Raw genomic sequence first — 19,080 nt, 5'->3', positions numbered from 1 at the left:
GATATCTAGTTGAGACAGTCCATTGACTAAGCGATCATGAACTGCGGCATTCTTTGTATCTTGCGAATACCGTTTCCATTCATGACTTGGTTCAAGCGCTTTAAAATCTTCTAATTGTTCAAGGTCAAGCCACTTTTTAAGTGTTACAAATGCGATTCCAAAGTCCTTGGTGAATGCCCTCATGCTTTTGCCTGAGTGTTTGAACTGATAAAGAGTGTCTAGCTTTTGTTCAAGACTATACGAACGTCCTTGTTTTTCCATACAAAAATCCCCTTAGAAATAGATAGACGATTTATTATTTCGTCTGTCTACTCTAAGGGGACAATAACATCCATTTGAGTTTGGAAGCTTTTTTATTCTAGTCTCTAAACACTGGGCTTGCCGTATCATGCTGAACATCCCCAGCCCGCACCATTGTCACTGTCAGCGGTTCTTCAAACCCGTTGCCGACAAAGGTTGCTTCGCCCACGTTTTGTTGGGCCAATTCTTTCCCAATATCATTAACAATTGGTAGTTTGCTCAACTCGTCAATCGTCGTCACACGGTGAACCAACAGATTGCCGAATTCGCCTAACAATTGACTCGGCAAATCAAGCGGACTCTGCGTCGTTAGCATCAGGTATAGTCCCGCTTTACGCCCTTCTCTGGCAACTCGCGATAAGCCGTCTTGGTCAACCCAGCCAACGTGACTGGCAGCTTCAGTCAGATAACGATGGGCCTCATCAACCGTCAGAACAATTGGCACGGTGTGTGGCAGGTTCGTTTTAATCGCCAGCATCGTCGCGGCCAATGTGGACACAACCAGTTTACCAACCTTAAGATTGCTTCGGAGCGCTGATAAGTCAATCACGAGAAAACGGTGTTGGGCTTTCATGGCGGCAAACATTGTCAGCAAGTAAACCACGTCATATTGGGTCTTAGTTGATGCATCCACATGTTCTGACCGCCGTTTTGGTCGAGGCAAACGGAACAACCGTTGCATTGTCGGATCAGCCAAGAATTTCCGAACGGCTGCCAGCACTGGTACTAGTTGTCGTTGGCGGGGACGATCATACTGTTGACCAAGCAAACTGAAATCGGCTTCGGCGTCACTAGCGGGTTGGACGCATTCTTCCAGTAATTGGTCAGGCAGCAGGCGAATATCATATGGTCGGGGAAAATCATGCAGCCTTTCTAATTGTGCCTCATAGTCCGTCCAAGAAACGCCCACTTTCACGTAAGGTGTCTCCTGGTGTAAGACATTATAGGCAAGCCGCAGACTCGTCATCGCAGCGCTCAACATAGCTACGACAATATCGTCATCAATGCCAATAATTTCCGCCAGCTGATCAGCCGATAGTTTGGCAAAATCAATAAAGGCGTTATCGCCTAATTTGCCAACTACCGCATGTGGCAAATGCGCATATTCGCCGGTGGGATCCAAAATAATTCCAGTTTGATTCTGGCGCATCAGTGCATTCAACAATGCCACTGCTGATGTCGATTTGCCGCTACCTGTTTGTCCCACAATTAACAAGTGTTGGCTAAATAAGCGATTCGCCTCAATCACTACTGGTTCAGCAGAGGGGCGCCGAACGGCAAAACCATCTAAATTGGTTGTTCCTGTCATTTGACTATCCTTTCTGTGCCAGAGAGTGTAAATCCGCCCATAAAGCTGGCATCCCACTGCTGTTGATTCTTAACCTTCTTACCAAACTCATCGATCAGCGCATGCAGTTCCTGATATTCGTCCCAGTTCAGTCCAGCGTCCGCTTCCACCAACGTTTGAAAATCACGATATTTTTTTGGCACATCTAGGCCAAGCCAGCCAAAATGACGACGGGCATACGTGTCGGCAATAAATAGCGGTTTATGAAAGCCATACAACATAATGTCATCTGCGGTTTCATTACCGAGACCCTTTACGTTAAGCAGTTCTGCCTGCAACGTCTCTCGATCTAAGGCTTCAATCTCCGCCACGTTGTCATCATGAGTACCAGACCACTCAGCAGCGGCCATGATGTACTTTGCCTTGGTGCGATATAGTCCTGCTGGTTTAATGATGTCGGCCAATTTTTCTGGGGTGCAAGCTCGAATCTTAGCCGGATCATTGTCCGTTGCCGCTAATAAAGCGCGAGCTGCTGCATCCCCATTATTTGCACTGGCATTTTGAATCAGAATGGCTGCCCACATCACCTGAAATGGCGATTGTGCCCACAGTGCTTCCGTCGACATCCAATTTTGACGGCCCATATTTGTTTCTAAAATGTTGTATAGTGGTTTTAAATTCATATCTTATTCCTCTAATGGTATTTTACCTTATTTTGAATTTTGACGAAAAATGGAGTTTTAGTCATGTCAGATCTAATTCGTATCCGCCCCGCCGCAATCGGTGATTATACTGTCCTTGAAAACATCTATTTATTAGACCGCCAGCAGGAGTTTCCCTGGGTCGCCAATCCACAACTGGCAGACTTTGAGCGCGACAGTCATCACGAAATGATTATCGTCGCCACCATTGATGAGCGCGTGGTTGGTTTCTTGTCATTTTATCGTTTAGCCAATTTTATTCATTTGCTTTTCATTGACCCAAATTACCGTCATCAAGGTGTTGCCAGTCAACTCATTGACTACATGCGCACACAAGCAACTGGCCCAATGCAGTTAAAAGTCGTCATCGCCAATCAGCCTGCTCGTGATTTCTACGCACGATTACAATTTCGCGAGGTCAAACGTGATAATCTAGCTACCCCGCCAAACATCACCTTGGAAGATACCCGATTAGACCGTTATCCATTTATCCCTCACAACTAAAAAAGCGTCAATATAAACGGTAAGTCCGCTAACAAACGAAACACCGCGTCAGATCAACGTTAATCTGATGCGGTGCTTTTTTATTTAAACTCTCAGACCCCACTAAAACGCCTAATTTAAACACAATTGTCAACGGTCGAAGACAGATAATTGCGCAAAAGAACGTCGGTGAATAGAATGATTGCATTAAGTGAACGCGTTCAGTGAATCAATCTATTAACTCATTAATCCATGCAAAACAGTCGTTAAATACGCCCTGCCAGATGTTACTAAGTCAAAGTTACCGCGACTATAAGCCCAGGTCGCCATGATTCCCCGCACAGATGTATATAACTGTTGAAATGCCAACTCCGGATCGTGGTTTGCCAATTTTTGTTCATCATTTAGCTGTTGCATTAATTCTCTTAACGTATTAAGCATCTTCCAGTCACGTAATTCGAACTCTTGGTTTAATGTTTCCTGAAAGAATGAGGTAAACACCAACGTGACCACTTGCCAGCCCTGATCCGCAGACAATTGCAACTGAAGCATGCTGAACGCCAAAATACGTTCTTCGACCGTTGCTGACGGATATTCTGCTACATAAGCGCCATAGTTTTCTCTCACATAGTTGGCCAATTCGTCATAATAACGCTCACGAATAATGTCTTCTTTGGACGTGTAATGGACGTAAAACGTGCCTGAAGACACATTTGCCTCACGGGTTATCTGACGAATCGTGGTCTTCGCGTATCCTTGCTCTTTAATCAATTTTACCGCCGCCTGAAAAAGACGCGTTTTGGTTTGTTGTTTCTGTTGTGCTCGACTCACTTTAGCAGACACGCTATTCATCCCTTTCACTGACCTCGTTCACTAAACATGGTCATTATAGCATGTCATTATTCTCCTGCCTGGTTATCTACGTTGTTAAGGAGCTGATTTTATGAACGAATTTTGGCAAACATTAATTAGCAGACGATCTGACCTGATGAGTGCCATTTGGCAGCATATCCAAATATCGCTGGTATCCTTGCTGATTGCTATGGCAATTGGGATTCCACTCGCTTTATTGGTTGTCCGTCATCACCGCGCGGCTAACGTGCTCACTCAAATCACCGGCGTTTTTCAGACTATTCCGTCGCTGGCCCTACTCGGATTATTAATTCCTATCGTCGGCATCGGCACAGTCCCAGCAGTTATTGCGCTAGTCGTTTACGCCCTGCTACCGATTTTCACGGGCACGTTAACTGGGCTCACGGGCATCGACCCGTCGCTTGAAGAAGCAGCCGATGCGTTTGGCATGACACGAACTGAAAAGTTGATCCGCGTCGAATTTCCACTCGCTATGCCAACCCTTATCGCTGGCATTAGACAAGCGCTGGTCATGATTATTGGCACGGCTACCCTAGCGGCCTTAATTGGCGCTGGTGGCCTAGGGGACTTCATCTTGCTGGGGATTGACCGCAACAACAATAGCATGACCCTTATTGGTGCGATTGCGTCGGCGTTACTGGCAATTGTGTTCAGCGGCATTATTTTCATTTTGCAGAAGAGCAAGTTGCGCTATGCCGTAGCAACCCTTGCTTTGATCATTCTCGTTCCTTCTGGCATCGGTATTTATAATGCGGTTCAACCCGCACCGCAGACCATTACGATTGCCGGTAAAATGGGCTCTGAACCGGATATTTTAATTAATATGTACAAAGATATGATCCATCAAGTGGATCCGCGCGATAAAGTCGTCCTCAAACCTAACTTTGGTCAAACAGTCTTCTTGTTCAACGCCCTCAAGAGTCAGCAAATTGACATTTACCCTGAATTCACTGGCACTGTGTTGGAAAGTTTGGTCAAACCAACGAAAAAACAAAAAGAAATTGGCACACCGCCTACTCAACTTTACCAGTACGCTAAAAATGATCTATCTCAACAGTTCCACATGACCTATTTGAAACCGATGGATTACAACAACACTTATGCCGTTGTGATCAAAAAAAGTTACGCGGACGCGCACAATATTAAAACGATTGCTGATTTACAAAAGGTTGAGGGTAACTTACTTGGCGGTTTTGATCTTGAATTTTTGGATCGCACAGACGGCTATAAAGGTCTGCAAAGCAAATATGGTCTCAACTTCAAAACGCAATCAATGGATCCTGACCTACGATATGAGGCGATTAATAGCGGCAAAATCAATCTGACAGACGGTTACTCCACTGATTCTCAAATTCGCCAGTACCGTTTAGTGGCTTTACAGGACAATCGACAATTATTTCCGACATATCAGGGTGCACCATTAATGAATACGACGTTTGCTAACAAGAATCCTAAAATTATTGTGGCACTTAACAAACTTGCTGGTCACATCAGCGAACGTGACATGCAAGAAATGAACTATGAGGTTAATGTTAAACAACAATCCGCCGCCAGCGTGGCCAAGCACTATCTGACGACTCATCATCTTTTAGGAGGTGCACGATAATGGCAGATACTTTAATTACGTTTGATCACGTCAAAAAAACTTATGGCAACAAGCAAGCGGTCGACGACGTGTCCTTCACAGTCAACCGCGGCGAAATTTTCGTCCTCGTCGGTGCCTCTGGCAGCGGTAAAACAACCACTTTAAGAATGATCAACGAGCTACTGGAACCGACCGATGGCAACATTTATTTTAATGGCCAACGGATCAAGGATTACAACGTGCGTGAACTGCGTTTGCAAACTGGCTATGTCCTGCAACAGATTGCCCTGTTTCCTAACATGTCAGTCGCTCAAAATGTCGCCCTCATCCCCAGCATGAAAAAGCAATCCAAGGCTGACACAAGCACGCTGGTCGATCAGTTACTCAACGATGTCGATTTAGATCCGCAAACGTACCGTGATCGCATGCCAGACGAGTTGTCCGGTGGCGAACAACAGCGGGTCGGCATTCTGCGTGCGTTTGCTGGTCAGCCACAGATTGTCCTGATGGATGAACCATTTAGCGCCCTCGATCCCATTTCGCGAACCCAACTGCAGAATCTAGTCATCGACATTCATCACCGACTAAACAGTACCGTTGTGTTCGTCACCCACGATATGGATGAAGCACTAAAGTTAGGTGACCGCATCGGCGTCATGCGCTTAGGCAAACTGTTGCAGGTTGGTACACCCGACGAAATTGTTCGTCATCCGGCCGATCAATTTGTCCAACGTTTGTTCGAAAATTCGATGGCTCATGATGTGTATCATGTGTTACTCAGCAAACTTGCTGTAATGGGATATTTGCAAGACATTAATGACTCGAGTACGTTGGCAAGTGGCGAGGACCGCGTCACGCTAAATGGTGACCAAACCGTCAGCGACGCGCTCACGCCCTTAGAAAGCAACGAAACTGTGTTAATCCAGTCCGAAGGCGGTCCCACACGATTATTAACCCGTGATCAGTTATTCAAATTTATCGGTGATTATCGCAGTCACTAACACATCGTCAGTTAACCCTGTGATATCGTTTGGAGGTCTTATGATGTTAGCTATGGTTTTGAATCATCCAGGAGATGAACACTCCTTTCACGCAGAAGAACGTGCAATGCCTTTGTCGACATCCACTCATAGTGTGTTGAAAATTATGGCTTTCGGTCTAAACTATGCTGAATTACTCACACGTAACGGTGAGTCGCCAGACGTTAGGTTTCCGCGCGTCATTGGCATCGAAGCAGTTGGCACAGTTTATGACACCAAGGCCGGCAGTGGTTTTCGTGTTGGTCAAACGGTGATGACGCTCATGGGCGGACTCGGTCGTGAGTTTGACGGCAGTTACGAAGAATATGCCCTCATCCCCAACCATCAGCTATACCCATTGCCAATTAAAGACTCGTGGACACAACTCGCAACCATTCCAGAAAGCTTTTACACCGCCTATGGCTCGCTTAATCGTCTGCGCTTGTCGACAGGCGCTCACCTGTTGATTCGTGGTGGCACCAGCAACGCCGGTATCGCCGCTCTGTTGTTAGCGAAAGCGATGGGCTACACCGTTTCAACGACTTCACGGGATTCCGGTAAACTACAGACGTTACAAGACTTGGGTGCCGACGAAACTTTGCTCGACCAGGGTAGCTTGGACACCACAATTTCGTTTGATGGCATTCTGGAATTGGTTGGCACCACAACGCTCCGAGATTCTCTGCAACAGCTTGCCACTACGGGCACAGCCGTTGTCACCGGTGGTCTTGGTGGCGCATGGTCATTACCTGATTTCAGTCCGTTTGAAGTACCCGGCTACCTCACCAACTTTCAATCGACAAACGTTGACGCTCAGTTGTTGAGTCAGGCCATCGCGCTCATTAAAAACCATCATCTACAATTGCCTATCGCCCAAACGTTTGAACTAGCAAATATCGCTCAGGCGCATCAGGCCATGATTAATTCTCATAAGATTGGCAAGATTGTCGTTATTGCCAATCATGAGTAATGACAATTCCAAAACATCCAGAACGATAAAAATGACTTCTTCTCGCAATTCCGAGAAGAAGCCATTTTTTGATTCATATGCCAAATTTTAAATTGTTATGAGCGTTACTTAATCGCATCTGGATCCGTGAACGTGTTAACCACTTTCCCGTTCGCAAATACATAGTAAGCGCCTGTTTGACCACGTTGTCCATTTTGCATGGCTTGTTTTGAGAAGCCATCAAAGTTATATGCCGTTTGACCATTGATGGTGGATGCCCCGAGGTACTGATAGGCGGTATCTCCATTGTTGGTCCCATATTGGCTGACCAGCGTGTTTAAAGCTTGTGCCTGGCTCGTTATTACGGCCGAGGCTGAACTAGCTGTACCGGCCTGTGCTGCGCCTTGTGATGAGGCAGCCGAACTCTGAGCTGGTTGTTGACTACTTGCAGCTTTTGAACTGGCAGCAGCACTGCTACTTACGGTAGCGCTACTACTAGCAGCTGCTGTGCTAGACGTTGAAGCGCTGCTATCATCTGTCGTTGAGGAAGCGTTATCGTCCGTTTGACTTGATGTCGAGCTTGCTTGTTGGGCATCACTGGATGAAGAAACTTTCTTTGAGGTAGATGATTGTGTTTTGCTGCTCCGAACTGATGAACTATCCGATGACTTAGATGTTGCTGACGATGAGCAACCGGCCAAAACCAAGGCCGATAAAGCAACCACACCGAATTGAATAACCTTCTTCATAAATAACTCCCTCCAGGATTTCCCTGCGAACTGAACTCATAATGTTGATTATAATTTCAAACCTAGTTCACATGCAAATAAACTTGAGGTAATTCTCATTTTTTAATCTTTTCTTTGTTTCACTAAGCCAATGGATCCCAGCTTGGCAAAATTGTTGGTTCAGTCGTCAATACGGCCTGCTGATCAGGTGTCAGATACTTTTTATTAACGACCACTTCATAAACGTAATCATTAAACCAGTCAGCACTCATGACGAAGTAGCCATCGGCCCCGTTTTCTTTGCCCCATGAGTTTTCAACTTTCCAACGGCGTGGTTGATCATCGACGACATCGACACCCGTTAAGGTCATCGCATGAGAAACTTCACCCTGCCCCGTGAGCAAACGATTGGCTTTACTCATCTGAGAATCAACGTTAAACAAGGCGTCCGTTTGGAACAGTTTGCTATCCAAATACCCGGTCTTCCGGTCCATTTGTTGTAACACGTCGTTACCAAACCAAACGGTCTCACCATCTTTTAACTGCGCCGTTGCAACCCTATTAAGTTCATCCATCGGCACGTTTAAAAAGTGAATGGGATTGCCACTTTCGATATTGTCTTGGGCCGGCATTGCGTACAGTTTGTTGTATGCCTTATCCGGAGAATTCGTCACCACGACATAGTCGTTAAAGTCGGCCGTGAAGTATTTGCTCAAGAAATCCTTCGGTGTCAAGTCGCGATCAATGTGATATTTTTTGTCGTCATCAGTATATTCAAAGTCAAACTTTACCGGTGGTTCACCAAATGCATAAGCTGCCATGCGGTAGACTTCGCGCAGCATTTGTCGACGGGTCTCTTCAAGTTGTTCCTCACTAGCGCCGTTGCTAACCAGTGTACGTAGTGTAACAGCGTCCTTACGCTCTTTAGTGTTCAATGCTAATTCAATTTCTGAGCTGTCTTCAGTATTGTGCACTTCAGGCATCACATAACTAGGCACGACGCCGTACTTTTGAACTAAACCGGCAGCCATATTCCATTGGCCACCATCGGTACCGGCCATCGACATTAACTGTTGCACTTCACGGTCATCGATTGGCCGTGTGGCGTCCTCAATCATCTTCGTATAGAAAGTATTGGCGCGTTCTACACGATCCCAGAAAAACAAATAGCTCTGGGATAACTCGAAATCCTTAATCTTATATTGCTTAGCCATGCTGTGCCGCAACGTATTGAGCGTTGCAAACAACCAGCAACGACCAGAATGCTTTTGATTGGATACTGCACCCGTATCAACTTCGGTTGAAAAAGCGCGGTTCAATCGCGTTGCCGCACGATTATCCCAACTGGCTGCCTTAACGCCATTTTTCGTAACAGCACGTTCTAAAACGGTCGCTTGTGGTTGCTTGGCGTAATCCGCTTGTAAGTCTGCAATCGTGGCCGCGTCTAAAACTGGTCGTGTTAATTCTGCTTCACTCATTTCCGATGCCTCCAAAAATTAGAATAAAATAATTTTACTCCTTAATGAGAAAAAGTCTAATCAACTTTTCACATTTGACTATCCTTACCAAATTAATCGTTGCCTTAAACCAGTTTTTGATTTTTTCAGTTTTCAATGTCAGCAAACAAAATGATAGTAACCGTTTTCTTTATAATCACAACATTGCTTTAATAAATGCGGGTAAAACGTTAAAAACTCGCGTCAACCATTTTCATTACATCATAAGTCAAAAGTTTGTATAGTTCACATTTTGTTCTAAAAGATTTTATGAATATATTTATTTATGAGTTTTTAGTGAAATAAAGCGAACATTATAACACTTGAGACTCGTTTTCAATCGTGTATACTGGTTGTTGGTTAGACATTGCCAATCATTTTCAAAGCACGATTAGTAATGAGTAAACGACGTCAGTACAACAATCTATCGGCGCAGATATTCCTTGTTCACGCTTTCCAATATCTGCTTACTATTCAGTTTACGAAAGGGTGTTTCATTGTGGATGTAAAGTTTCAAAACGTTTCGTTAGCATACGACAACGTAAACAACATTTTAAATAACATTAGTTTTACCATTCCCGAAGGACAGTTGACCTGTTTGCTCGGCCCAAGTGGCTGTGGCAAGTCAACAACCTTGAATTTGATTAGTGGTCTGCTCTCGCCAACCGGTGGTCAAATTTTCTTTGGTGATCAGAACGTTACGAAAAAAGACGCTCTGGCACGCAAAGTGGGAATGGTTTTTCAGAACTATGCACTTTACCCGCACATGACCGTGTTGGACAACATTTGTTTTCCAATGAAAATGGCCAAGGTTAAGAAAGCAGACCGACTCAAACGAGGGCGTGAACTCGCGGCATTGGTCCATGTTGAAACTGAATTGTCTAAGAAACCCAACGAACTGTCTGGCGGTCAACAACAGCGAGTAGCAATCGCCCGCGCTCTAGCAAAATCACCAAGCATTTTATTACTGGACGAACCCCTTTCTAACCTCGATGCCCGATTGCGGGTAGAAATGCGTGAAGAGATCCGCCGCATTCAAAAAGAAACTGGCGTGACCACCGTTTTCGTAACCCACGACCAGGAAGAAGCCATCCACATCGCCGACCAAATCATGGTTCTAAACGAAGGCAAAATTCAACAGTTCACTACGCCTAATCGCCTTTACGATCAACCTGACAACCTTTTTGTCGCTAAGTTTATTGGATCGCCAATCATTAACACCATTCCGTTTGCGAACGTTCGTGACGATTTTAAAGCCGTTGTCCCTACTAGGGTCTTTTCGGACGGTGTTACTGTTGCCATTCGTGCTGAAAGCATCGTTCCAGCCACGGATCCACATGACCACTTAACTTTGCTACCGCTCAGCGGCACTCAGGTTCAGTCCAACCGCTTTGGACGTGAAACAAGCCTTTCCCTTAATTATGGCGGTCACACAATTATTGCAGATGGTTTTCGAGAACAGGATTTAGGCCGCAATGGCAAACCGCTACAGTTCGCCTTGAGACCACAAGGCGTATTCGTCTTCAACCAGTCAGGTGAACGTGTTTGGCCAGAAACTATTGCGACAAACGTTTCACCGATCAAACCAACCGAGGTAATTCACGCATGATCAAACAACATCCGACAATTAAGTCAACGTTGATTGCGTTCGCCTACCTTGCGCCAATGCTGATCATTACGTTGGTGTTTAATATTTATCCCATCTTTAAATCTTTTGCGATGAGTTTTTATACAAAATACGACTTCTTTACCGATAAAGTGAGCGCTCTTGGATGGGCCAATTATAAGTTTATTTTTTCGGATCCTGACTTCTATCTGTCTGTTCGTAACACGCTGATTTTTGTCCTCGGGGTCGTGCCATTTTCCGTTCTCTTGTCACTAATTATTGCCCTCTTGCTACACCGCGTTCGTTTTTTGGCTGGCCTATTCAAAACAGCCTATTTTCTACCTTTTGTTACCAGCACAGTTGCCATCTCGTTAGTCTGGCAGTGGATTTATAACGATCAGTACGGCCTGCTCAACGCCTTCTTAAGTCATTTTGGTGTTCATCCTATTGACTGGTTAAATGATCCTCACTGGGCAATGCCTGCGTTAATTATCATGACCATTTGGAAAGGATTGGGATTCAATATCATTCTTTTCCTCGTCGGCTTGAGTAATATCGATAAACGTTACGATCAGGTAGCGCAAATTGACGGCGCAAATGCCTGGCAACGTTTCATTCATGTCACTTTGCCACTACTTTCACCCATGACTTTCTTAGTCAGTGTCACCAGCGTCATCAGCGGGTTCAAAGTATTCGACGAAATTTTTGTTCTATTCGGCGGCTCGCCAGGTCCGGGTAAATCGACGCTCACCATCGTTTTTTACCTGTACCAAAAATTTTACTCAGAATGGAAATATGGCATTGCGGCCGCATCAGGCGTCGTCTTATTTTTACTTATTCTAGTCGTCACCATCATTCAATTTTGGTACAGCAGAAAACACGTGCACTATGCGTAGTCGATTGTTCAAAAGGAGCTTCGCATGACAAAAAAGCGAATCAGTCAGGCTTTACTCATAATTATTTTGACGTTGGGCGCCATTACGATGTTAGTGCCCTTCATCTGGATGCTCTCAACTGCTTTAAAAACAGCGCCGGAAACAGTTAAGGTCCCGCCAACTTGGATTCCAAAGCACATGCAGTGGCAAAACTTCGTCACTGCATGGCATGCTGCCCCATTTTTAACATATTTTATCAATAGTCTCATCGTCACCACGGTCACCACGATTGGCCAGTTATTTACCACAATTTTAGCTGCCTTTGCATTCTCCCGGCTTAACTTTTATGGCAAAAACTTTCTATTCGCACTCTTCTTGTCGACCATGATGGTCCCTGGTGAAATGTTGATTATTCCAAACTTCGTTACCTTATCAAAATTTAGTTTGATCAACACCTATGGCGCGTTGATCATCCCCTGGTTAGCCAGTTTCTTTGCTGTTTTCACTTTACGTCAGACGTTCAACGCCATTCCAAACGAACTCTATTACGCTGCCAAGCTAGATGGCTCCTCGGACTGGCACTTTCTCTGGACTATGATGGTGCCACTATCCAAGTCGGCCATCACTGCAATCGGCATCTTGGAAGTCATTGGCAGTTGGAATTCATTCATGTGGCCACTTATTGTGACTAACACGGCTAAAGTACGAACGCTTCCCGTTGGTTTGAATGCCTTCACCAGCGATGCCGGCACACAATTTCAACTCCTCATGGCTGCATCAACATTTGTTATTTTACCGATGATCATCGTTTATCTGTGCCTACAAAAATACATCATTGCCGGCATTAGCAAATCCGGTCTTAAGGGTTAAACCGCTTTAACAACTTTGCACCGAAAGGGGTGTTGCCATCGAGAATCAGGTGTTTGTATCGGGAATGTCACTTCTGTTTGAGAAAGGATGAAAAAGATCATGAAGACCCATAAAGGTTTGATGCTGCTGGCAACGCTAGCTGCTGCAGCCGGTATTACATTAACGGCGCTGCGACCTGCACATGCCGCCGATACTTCGACAAACCGAACAAAGATTACTTTTTGGAGCGGTTTAACTGGCCCTTATCAAAAGAATCTCAACACAATCGTTAACGACTACAATCAGTCGCAGACTAAGTACCAAGTTGTCGCCACCTCGCAAGGTGACTACACCCAAATGAACCAAAAGGTCATGGCCGCAGCCAAGTCGCACAGCCTGCCCGTTTTGGGCATGACAACCTATACAAACCTACCTGATTATCAGCACCATGGCTTTATCGATAATTTAAACCCAATGTATAAAGGCATGTCGTCAAAAGCGAAAAACGACATCTACCCAGCTTTCCTCTCTGGATCAAAGATTGGTAAAACTTACTACTCAACACCGTTTTCGAAGTCAACACGCATTATGTATGTAAACAAAGATATCCTGAAGAAATATCATCTGAGCATTCCTAAGACTTGGGAGCAATTGAAACAAGACGGCGCCAAACTGAAGAAAGATGGTATTTATGCTTACGGATTCGACAAGAGTTTTGATATGGAATGGGAAGGTATGGCGCATGCAGCTGGTGTCACACCTGTCTCCAGTACCGGCAAAGTTCAGGTAGCCAACAAAAAGTCCATTGCAGCCGCCAATTTTGTTCTAGACATGGTTAAGGATGGCACGGCTAAATCAGCTGGCTCAGATAATTATTGGACTAAAAACTTCGTTAATGGAAAATCAGCTTTCTACATTGGTTCTTCCGCTGGTTTAACCCAAACAAAGTTGCAAGCACCTAAGACGTTGAACTGGACGACTGTGCCTGTACCCTCATATGAAGGTAAGAGTGGCACGGAAGTTGCAGGTAACGACCTAGTTCTATTTAAAGGTGCAAACACCAAGCAAAAATGTGGCGCTTACGACTTCATGAAGTATCTTCTTAAAGCAAAAACGGCTACTAAATGGGCTAAATTAACTGGTTATGTGCCATTATCAAAATCGGCAACTAACTCCGCAGATTACCAAAGCTTTTTAAAACAACACCCTGAAAATAAAGCAGCTGTAGACTCATTACCAAAAGCATTCGCCCAACCTGCCTTTGCTGGTTTCGGTGAATACTACAACGACAAAGGTGACGCATTTAACAGCATGCTCACTAAGAACACATCCGCAAAAGACGCACTAACAAAACTTGCTAAGCAAGCAAAACAAATTACTTCAGCAAACTAATTTTTCCAAACATTATTACATTAAGTACTACTTTTATCCCAAACAGGACGGCGTTTGTGTCAGAACGTCATCCTGTTACATAGAACACTATTTCCCCCCCCCCACATATGCCAATATCTGCGTTTATATTAAGAGGCTAATCTATGACTACTGTTCGATTTTTAAACGGTTTATCCACCATTGGCGGCAACATCATGGAAATTGCCACCGAAACGTCCCGTGTCATTATGGACTTCGGTATGACTGAAAATAGCGAAGAAACAGATGCCGAAACGTTGATTGCACAACACAGTTTACCTGCACTTAGTGAGCTGTTTCAGAATAATCAGAAACACGTCTATCAGCATGAAGCCATCTTTATCAGTCATCTGCATTTGGATCACACTGCAGCATTAGCCTACCTGCGTAGTAACATTCCTGTTTATATCTCTCATGAATCGTATCGACTGTATCAAAACCTAGCTGGCTCTGGTCTGGCAATGACTCTCGGAATCAATCTTCACGCATTTGAATATGAACGCCCCATTCAGATTGGTGACCTCTCTGTAACGGGCTTTGCTAGCGACCATGACGCTTTCGGAGCTGCTGCCCTGCTAGTTAGTGACGGCCACCACACCTTTGGTCACTCTGGCGATGTCCGTCTCCATGGTCCTCATGTCGAACGTGTCCATCACTGGATAAATGCTTTTCGCTCAGCTCATCTGGACCTCTTTATGCTCGAAGGCACTAGCTTTAGTTTTGAGCCAAATCAGAATTTGGAATTCTCCGATCCCGTCAGTGAAGATGACGTTCAACATACTTTTGGACAGCTAATTCAAAATGATGAGCGTCTCCTTGTCATCAATCCGTATCCACGAAACCTTGAGCGCTTATTACGCTTTAATCAAACAGCAAATGCGTACAATCGTCCTGTCGTTTGGGAATTGCCATACGCTCGCTTATTAAGTAGCTTTTATCCTGAAGCATTGATTCACGTTCAAGAAACAGACCGACTTAACAAACAGGACTTTGCAACCTTAATTCCTGTTTCCATGTCCACCATTCAGCATGAGCCAGACCGCTTTTGTCTACAGAATAGTTACGCTAATTTACAAGTATTGTCTCGTTGGCCAAGATTCCTCTATTTACACAGTAATGGCGAACCACTAGGTGATTACGATCCTCGTTACAGGAAGCTACAGGAATTTCTCGCGCAACATCACGCCGAATATCAGTACTTGGGCAGTTCGGGCCATGCTACCCAGAATGCACTCATCGCCATTGCTAAAAACGTTAATGCGCAAACTACAGGTATTTGGCATTCATTTCATCCAGAAGCGGCCGTCGCTGCCATGTCAGAATTAGATACCCACCTTTTTTTACCAAACTATGACGAAATTTACTCGTTTTAAAGGGGTTCTCCATGAAATTAACGATTTTATCTACTAGTGACATTCACGGCTATTTTTACCCAACAGATTTTCGAAACGCCAATCAACAATCTCCATTCGGTCTAGCACGAGCTGCGTCAGTCATTGATTTGGTAAAAAGTCAGTCAGAACCAGAAGATATGGTGTTAACCATTGAAAACGGCGATTTTATTCAAGGTTCACCACTAACCTACTACCTAAATCATTTTGATCAACCATCTGCACCCTTACTTAGCAAAGTTGCCAATAACGTTAATTACGATGTCGGTATCTTGGGCAACCATGAATTTAATTACGGTCGAGAATATATGGAACACGTGCTTTCAAAACGCAACTACCCGATCTTGTGTGCAAACATTTTGGATGAGCAGGGGCAGCCCTATTTCGGTAATCCCTACAAAATCTTCACACATAATGGGCTTCGAGTGGCCATTTTAGGGCTTACAACCTCTTACATTAGCCACTGGGAACCACTAGATCACGTGCGCGGTTTATCCTTTGTTTCCGCATTACAAACAGCAAAAAATTACGTACCTAAGCTTCAGCAATTAGCCGATATTGTCATTGTGGCCTATCACGGCGGGTTTGAACGCGATTTGGAAACAAATCGACCAACTGAACTAGAAACTGGCGAAAACGAAGCTTCAGCGCTTTCTGAAGTTCCTGGCATCGACGCTCTTGTTACGGGACATCAACACCGTGCCATTGCGACTCACGTTAATGGTGTGCCAACAACACAACCAGGATATCGTGGCGCTTACGTTGGTCAAATTGAGCTCACCCTGAGCGATCACGCCATAACTCATAGTGAGGCTTCGCTAATTAAAACTGCTGCAATACAGCCACGGATACAAATTAATGAACCACTGGCGAAGAGCGAAATAGCGACGGAAAAATGGTTAGACACGATTGTTGGCCGTTTAAAAAAAGATGCTCACATTAACAACCCGATGATGGCAAGATTACATGGCCACCCTTACCTCGACTTCATTAACCAGGTTCAGATGGAAGCCGCTGGCACCGACCTTTCCAGCACCGCGCTATTCACCAATGAGGTAGCAGGGTTAGGCCGTGATGTGACAATGCGTGATATTGAGATCAGCTATCCGTATCCAAACACCTTGGCTGTTTTAGAAATTACCGGTGCGGATTTACGTGCAGCTATAGAGCAATGTGCACATTATTGGCAGTGGGACGGTCAACAAGTTAATGTCAGCAAAGATTACACTGATCCAAAAGTCCAGCACTACAATTACGATCTATTTGCCGGCATAAATTACACGATTGACGTAACGCGGCCACTTGATGATCGTATTACTGAACTGAGCTACCATGGTGAATCAGTCAAGAAAACAGATCGTTTACACATTGTTCTCAATCAATATCGTGCAATTGGCGGTGGAGAGTTTCATATGTTCTCTGCTGATAAAATAATTAAAACTGTGCCAATTGACATGGCCGAACTAATTGCTCGTTATTTTTCCAAGCGTCAAATCGTCTCTGTAGTGCCCACTAGCACTTATCGAGTAGTAGCGAATACAAAAGTTCTGTGAGCAACTTAAAAACTCTCCCACCGAAAACTAACGGTGAGAGAGTTTTTTTCTAGCTATTTTTAACTTAGATTTCGCATCATGTTAGCAAAACCACTTTCTTCCATAATTGAACGATCATTAACCATCTTTTTGACAAGTGCAACTTTACGACCCTTCAATTTAATCCGACCTGAATCACCTATCTCTGCAATACCAGTCGTTGGTCCCAGTGAACAAACTGTTCCCAAAGATTTGTAAGTAAAGTCAGATAATGGGGTCCCGTCAATCGATGCCTTAATATTCTTAGCAGTATGTGTAGCTTGCGCAATAGAAATTTGCCCCGTAGTTGGATAGAAGCGTCCACTTGCTGGATCAGGAACCGCACTACTATCACCAATAATAAACACCTCAGGATGATCTTTCATTGTCAGCTGACTTGTCACTGCCACTCTGTTTCGTTTCTGGTCAAAATGTGAATCACTGATAACATGGCTACCCCGAACCCCCGTAGTCCAAATAATGGTATTGGCTTCGTAAACGTTATCTCCACTGATGACGCTGTGATCCGTCACTTCGTCAATTGGCGTAGAAGTATGAATAATTGCGCCATGATCCGCTAGAAATTGTACGGCAAAATCAACCAACTTCTGATCGAACATTGGTAAGATTTTTGGCATTGCTTCAAGACAGGTAATTTGAATTTTATCTGCTGGCAAATGATACTGTTCAACTAGTGACGGCATGCGGTAAACTAATTCTCCCAGCAGTTCGATACTCGTGAATCCAGCACCACACACGATAATGTGTAGGTCACGTTCATCGTGTGAGTCATTGTATGCTGCCAAACGCTCTTCGAGGTGTTTTCTAATCGCTTGGGCACTCTCAATATCTTGAAGTGGTAATCCGTATGTCGCCGCTCCCTTAATGCCAAAGTCCTCTGACTCAAATCCAAGTGCAACAACTAAATAGTCGTACTGTAATGGAGTGGCTTCTTTTTCTAACGTAACCGTTTTATTTTGGGTGTCGATTCGTGTTACATTGTCCTGCTTGAATGTCACATCCTTAGGAATAGCTTTCTGTATATCAAAGGTGATGTGCTCTGCTTCGTTTGTGCCAATTGCCACAGTATGTAAGGCAGTGGCTTCATAGTGATATGAATTTCGATCTACTAATGTTATGTGTACGTTTGATGTGCCACTTAATTCGCGGACTGTTCTTAATCCAGCATATCCAGCGCCTAATACCACAATCTCTGTCATGAAAATGACCTCCCTGTGTTTTTACTTCTCGAGACTATTATAAAAGCAATAGCATTTAATTGTCCTAATTTACGCTCGCCATTTCTATTTTGCACAATGTAGTTAATCGATAAACTTGAAAAATAAAAAACGCCTCAAAGAAAGAGACGTTTTACGCTGAAAGCTTCAATTAAAAGATGCCGGATAGGTGACTTGAACACCTGACCCTCGGTTTACGATACCGATGCTCTACCAACTGAGCTAATCCGGCAAATAGCACATCTGTTAGTATAACGGACTTTTTCACTGGCTTCAAGGCTTAATCAACGCATGACTATCATTTCTTACTGAAAGGCGCCGCGCCTTAATGAGGCACCTTTCACGACACAAAAAAACGCCAATCATCAGATTGACGTTTTAGTCGCATGGCGACGACCTACCCTCGCAGGGAGCGATCCCCCAACTACTCTTGGCGCGACGAAGCTTAACTTCCGTGTTCGGCATGGGAACGGGTGTATCCTTCGTGCCATCATCACCACACTCTGAGCGTTATCCACTCAAAACTGAATCATGATCTTCTTTTCTTTAACCGGACCACCACTTCGTGGTTAAGTCCTCGACCGATTAGTACTAGTCCGCTCCATGTGTCGCCACACTTCCACTTCTAGCCTATCTACCTCATCATCTCTGAGGGGTCTTACTTCCATATAGGAATGGGAAATCTCATCTCGAGGCGAGTTTCACACTTAGATGCTTT

Annotated in this window: 17 protein-coding genes, 1 tRNA gene and 2 rRNA genes; 10 read left to right on the top strand and 10 right to left on the bottom strand. The window is 44.5% G+C overall.

The window, feature by feature from the left end:
- From G400_RS0112775 to G400_RS0112765, 3 genes are all read right to left on the bottom strand, one after another.
- Window positions 1-261: hypothetical protein (locus G400_RS0112775; protein WP_027827235.1), on the bottom strand; the 261-nt coding region annotated here is incomplete at its 3' end.
- A gap of 97 nt (window positions 262-358) precedes the next feature.
- Window positions 359-1,609, bottom strand: coding sequence for an ATP-binding protein (locus G400_RS15435; RefSeq protein WP_017261097.1), 1,251 nt, complete (start codon window positions 1,607-1,609; stop codon window positions 359-361).
- Window positions 1,606-2,271 (bottom strand): endonuclease III domain-containing protein, encoded by a 666-nt coding sequence (locus G400_RS0112765; RefSeq protein ID WP_017261098.1) that lies wholly within the window; start codon window positions 2,269-2,271, stop codon window positions 1,606-1,608. The genes G400_RS15435 and G400_RS0112765 overlap by 4 nt, the downstream gene beginning before the upstream one ends.
- A 63-nt stretch (window positions 2,272-2,334) precedes the next feature.
- Here G400_RS0112765 and G400_RS0112760 point away from each other — a divergent pair, with 63 nt between their 5' ends.
- The gene (locus G400_RS0112760) at window positions 2,335-2,793 is read left to right on the top strand and encodes a GNAT family N-acetyltransferase (protein ID WP_017261099.1); all 459 of its coding nucleotides are present in this window, start codon (window positions 2,335-2,337) and stop codon (window positions 2,791-2,793) included.
- A 216-nt stretch (window positions 2,794-3,009) separates the two neighbouring features.
- Here G400_RS0112760 and G400_RS0112755 read toward each other — a convergent pair whose 3' ends face one another.
- Window positions 3,010-3,624, bottom strand: a complete 615-nt coding sequence (locus tag G400_RS0112755) for a TetR/AcrR family transcriptional regulator (protein ID WP_017261100.1) — start codon at window positions 3,622-3,624, stop codon at window positions 3,010-3,012.
- A 91-nt stretch (window positions 3,625-3,715) separates the two neighbouring features.
- Here G400_RS0112755 and G400_RS0112750 point away from each other — a divergent pair, with 91 nt between their 5' ends.
- From G400_RS0112750 to G400_RS0112740, 3 genes are read left to right on the top strand one after another with little or no spacing between them, the layout of a single operon-like run.
- Window positions 3,716-5,251, top strand: coding sequence for an ABC transporter permease/substrate-binding protein (locus tag G400_RS0112750; protein WP_017261101.1), 1,536 nt, complete (start codon window positions 3,716-3,718; stop codon window positions 5,249-5,251).
- The gene (locus G400_RS0112745; protein ID WP_017261102.1) at window positions 5,251-6,231 is read left to right on the top strand and encodes an ABC transporter ATP-binding protein; all 981 of its coding nucleotides are present in this window, start codon (window positions 5,251-5,253) and stop codon (window positions 6,229-6,231) included. Before G400_RS0112750 ends, G400_RS0112745 begins: the two co-directional genes overlap by 1 nt.
- 40 nt (window positions 6,232-6,271) lie before the next feature.
- Complete coding sequence (locus tag G400_RS0112740; protein WP_225351498.1) at window positions 6,272-7,219, top strand: zinc-binding dehydrogenase; 948 nt, start codon at window positions 6,272-6,274, stop codon at window positions 7,217-7,219.
- A gap of 104 nt (window positions 7,220-7,323) precedes the next feature.
- Here G400_RS0112740 and G400_RS15920 read toward each other — a convergent pair whose 3' ends face one another.
- Both G400_RS15920 and G400_RS0112730 read right to left on the bottom strand, forming a co-directional pair.
- A complete protein-coding gene (locus G400_RS15920) occupies window positions 7,324-7,947 on the bottom strand; it encodes a hypothetical protein (RefSeq protein ID WP_017261104.1) in 624 nt (207 codons plus the stop codon).
- Window positions 7,948-8,069: 122 nt separating this feature from the next.
- The gene (locus G400_RS0112730) at window positions 8,070-9,404 is read right to left on the bottom strand and encodes a C1 family peptidase (protein ID WP_017261105.1); all 1,335 of its coding nucleotides are present in this window, start codon (window positions 9,402-9,404) and stop codon (window positions 8,070-8,072) included.
- 517 nt (window positions 9,405-9,921) lie between these two features.
- Between G400_RS0112730 and G400_RS0112725 the strand changes: the two genes are divergently transcribed.
- The 6 genes from G400_RS0112725 (at window position 9,922) to G400_RS0112700 (ending at window position 17,106) form a co-directional block, all read left to right on the top strand.
- On the top strand, window positions 9,922-11,031 hold the full coding sequence (locus G400_RS0112725; protein WP_017261106.1) for an ABC transporter ATP-binding protein: 1,110 nt from the start codon (window positions 9,922-9,924) through the stop codon (window positions 11,029-11,031).
- The gene (locus G400_RS0112720) at window positions 11,028-11,924 is read left to right on the top strand and encodes a carbohydrate ABC transporter permease (RefSeq protein ID WP_017261107.1); all 897 of its coding nucleotides are present in this window, start codon (window positions 11,028-11,030) and stop codon (window positions 11,922-11,924) included. The genes G400_RS0112725 and G400_RS0112720 overlap by 4 nt, the downstream gene beginning before the upstream one ends.
- Window positions 11,925-11,948: 24 nt before the next feature.
- Window positions 11,949-12,773 (top strand): carbohydrate ABC transporter permease, encoded by an 825-nt coding sequence (locus G400_RS0112715; protein WP_017261108.1) that lies wholly within the window; start codon window positions 11,949-11,951, stop codon window positions 12,771-12,773.
- Between the two features lie 99 nt (window positions 12,774-12,872).
- Window positions 12,873-14,144, top strand: coding sequence for an ABC transporter substrate-binding protein (locus tag G400_RS15425; RefSeq protein ID WP_017261109.1), 1,272 nt, complete (start codon window positions 12,873-12,875; stop codon window positions 14,142-14,144).
- A gap of 143 nt (window positions 14,145-14,287) precedes the next feature.
- Window positions 14,288-15,535: an MBL fold metallo-hydrolase gene (locus G400_RS0112705; protein ID WP_017261110.1), complete on the top strand. Its 1,248-nt coding sequence runs from the start codon at window positions 14,288-14,290 to the stop codon at window positions 15,533-15,535.
- 11 nt (window positions 15,536-15,546) lie between these two features.
- Complete coding sequence (locus G400_RS0112700; RefSeq protein WP_017261111.1) at window positions 15,547-17,106, top strand: bifunctional metallophosphatase/5'-nucleotidase; 1,560 nt, start codon at window positions 15,547-15,549, stop codon at window positions 17,104-17,106.
- A gap of 59 nt (window positions 17,107-17,165) precedes the next feature.
- Here G400_RS0112700 and G400_RS0112695 read toward each other — a convergent pair whose 3' ends face one another.
- The 4 genes from G400_RS0112695 to G400_RS0112680 all read right to left on the bottom strand — a co-directional run.
- The gene (locus G400_RS0112695; protein WP_017261112.1) at window positions 17,166-18,344 is read right to left on the bottom strand and encodes an NAD(P)/FAD-dependent oxidoreductase; all 1,179 of its coding nucleotides are present in this window, start codon (window positions 18,342-18,344) and stop codon (window positions 17,166-17,168) included.
- 177 nt (window positions 18,345-18,521) lie between these two features.
- Window positions 18,522-18,594, bottom strand: a tRNA-Thr gene (locus G400_RS0112690).
- A gap of 152 nt (window positions 18,595-18,746) precedes the next feature.
- A 5S ribosomal RNA gene (gene rrf / locus G400_RS0112685) occupies window positions 18,747-18,863 on the bottom strand.
- A 64-nt stretch (window positions 18,864-18,927) separates the two neighbouring features.
- A 23S ribosomal RNA gene (locus tag G400_RS0112680) occupies window positions 18,928-19,080 on the bottom strand; the annotation flags it as partial.

Origin of the sequence: Furfurilactobacillus rossiae DSM 15814 (assembly GCF_000428925.1) — a bacterium.
Lineage (GTDB): Bacteria > Bacillota > Bacilli > Lactobacillales > Lactobacillaceae > Furfurilactobacillus > Furfurilactobacillus rossiae.
Note: the sequence above shows the minus strand (reverse complement) of the source record. Positions and strands in the feature narration are given on the sequence as shown.

What these genes read in the sequence shown, in the direction of transcription:
- G400_RS0112705 (WP_017261110.1), top strand. Translation starts at nt 14,288, where the DNA reads ATGACTACTGTTCGATTTTTAAACGGTTTATCCACCATTGGCGGCAAC.
- G400_RS0112695 (WP_017261112.1), bottom strand. Translation starts at nt 18,344, where the DNA reads ATGACAGAGATTGTGGTATTAGGCGCTGGATATGCTGGATTAAGAACA.
- G400_RS15435 (WP_017261097.1), bottom strand. Translation starts at nt 1,609, where the DNA reads ATGACAGGAACAACCAATTTAGATGGTTTTGCCGTTCGGCGCCCCTCT.
- G400_RS0112760 (WP_017261099.1), top strand. Translation starts at nt 2,335, where the DNA reads ATGTCAGATCTAATTCGTATCCGCCCCGCCGCAATCGGTGATTATACT.
- G400_RS0112745 (WP_017261102.1), top strand. Translation starts at nt 5,251, where the DNA reads ATGGCAGATACTTTAATTACGTTTGATCACGTCAAAAAAACTTATGGC.
- G400_RS0112730 (WP_017261105.1), bottom strand. Translation starts at nt 9,404, where the DNA reads ATGAGTGAAGCAGAATTAACACGACCAGTTTTAGACGCGGCCACGATT.
- G400_RS0112740 (WP_225351498.1), top strand. Translation starts at nt 6,272, where the DNA reads ATGATGTTAGCTATGGTTTTGAATCATCCAGGAGATGAACACTCCTTT.
- G400_RS0112755 (WP_017261100.1), bottom strand. Translation starts at nt 3,624, where the DNA reads ATGAATAGCGTGTCTGCTAAAGTGAGTCGAGCACAACAGAAACAACAA.
- G400_RS0112765 (WP_017261098.1), bottom strand. Translation starts at nt 2,271, where the DNA reads ATGAATTTAAAACCACTATACAACATTTTAGAAACAAATATGGGCCGT.
- G400_RS0112700 (WP_017261111.1), top strand. Translation starts at nt 15,547, where the DNA reads ATGAAATTAACGATTTTATCTACTAGTGACATTCACGGCTATTTTTAC.
- G400_RS15425 (WP_017261109.1), top strand. Translation starts at nt 12,873, where the DNA reads ATGAAGACCCATAAAGGTTTGATGCTGCTGGCAACGCTAGCTGCTGCA.
- G400_RS0112750 (WP_017261101.1), top strand. Translation starts at nt 3,716, where the DNA reads ATGAACGAATTTTGGCAAACATTAATTAGCAGACGATCTGACCTGATG.
- G400_RS15920 (WP_017261104.1), bottom strand. Translation starts at nt 7,947, where the DNA reads ATGAAGAAGGTTATTCAATTCGGTGTGGTTGCTTTATCGGCCTTGGTT.
- G400_RS0112715 (WP_017261108.1), top strand. Translation starts at nt 11,949, where the DNA reads ATGACAAAAAAGCGAATCAGTCAGGCTTTACTCATAATTATTTTGACG.
- G400_RS0112720 (WP_017261107.1), top strand. Translation starts at nt 11,028, where the DNA reads ATGATCAAACAACATCCGACAATTAAGTCAACGTTGATTGCGTTCGCC.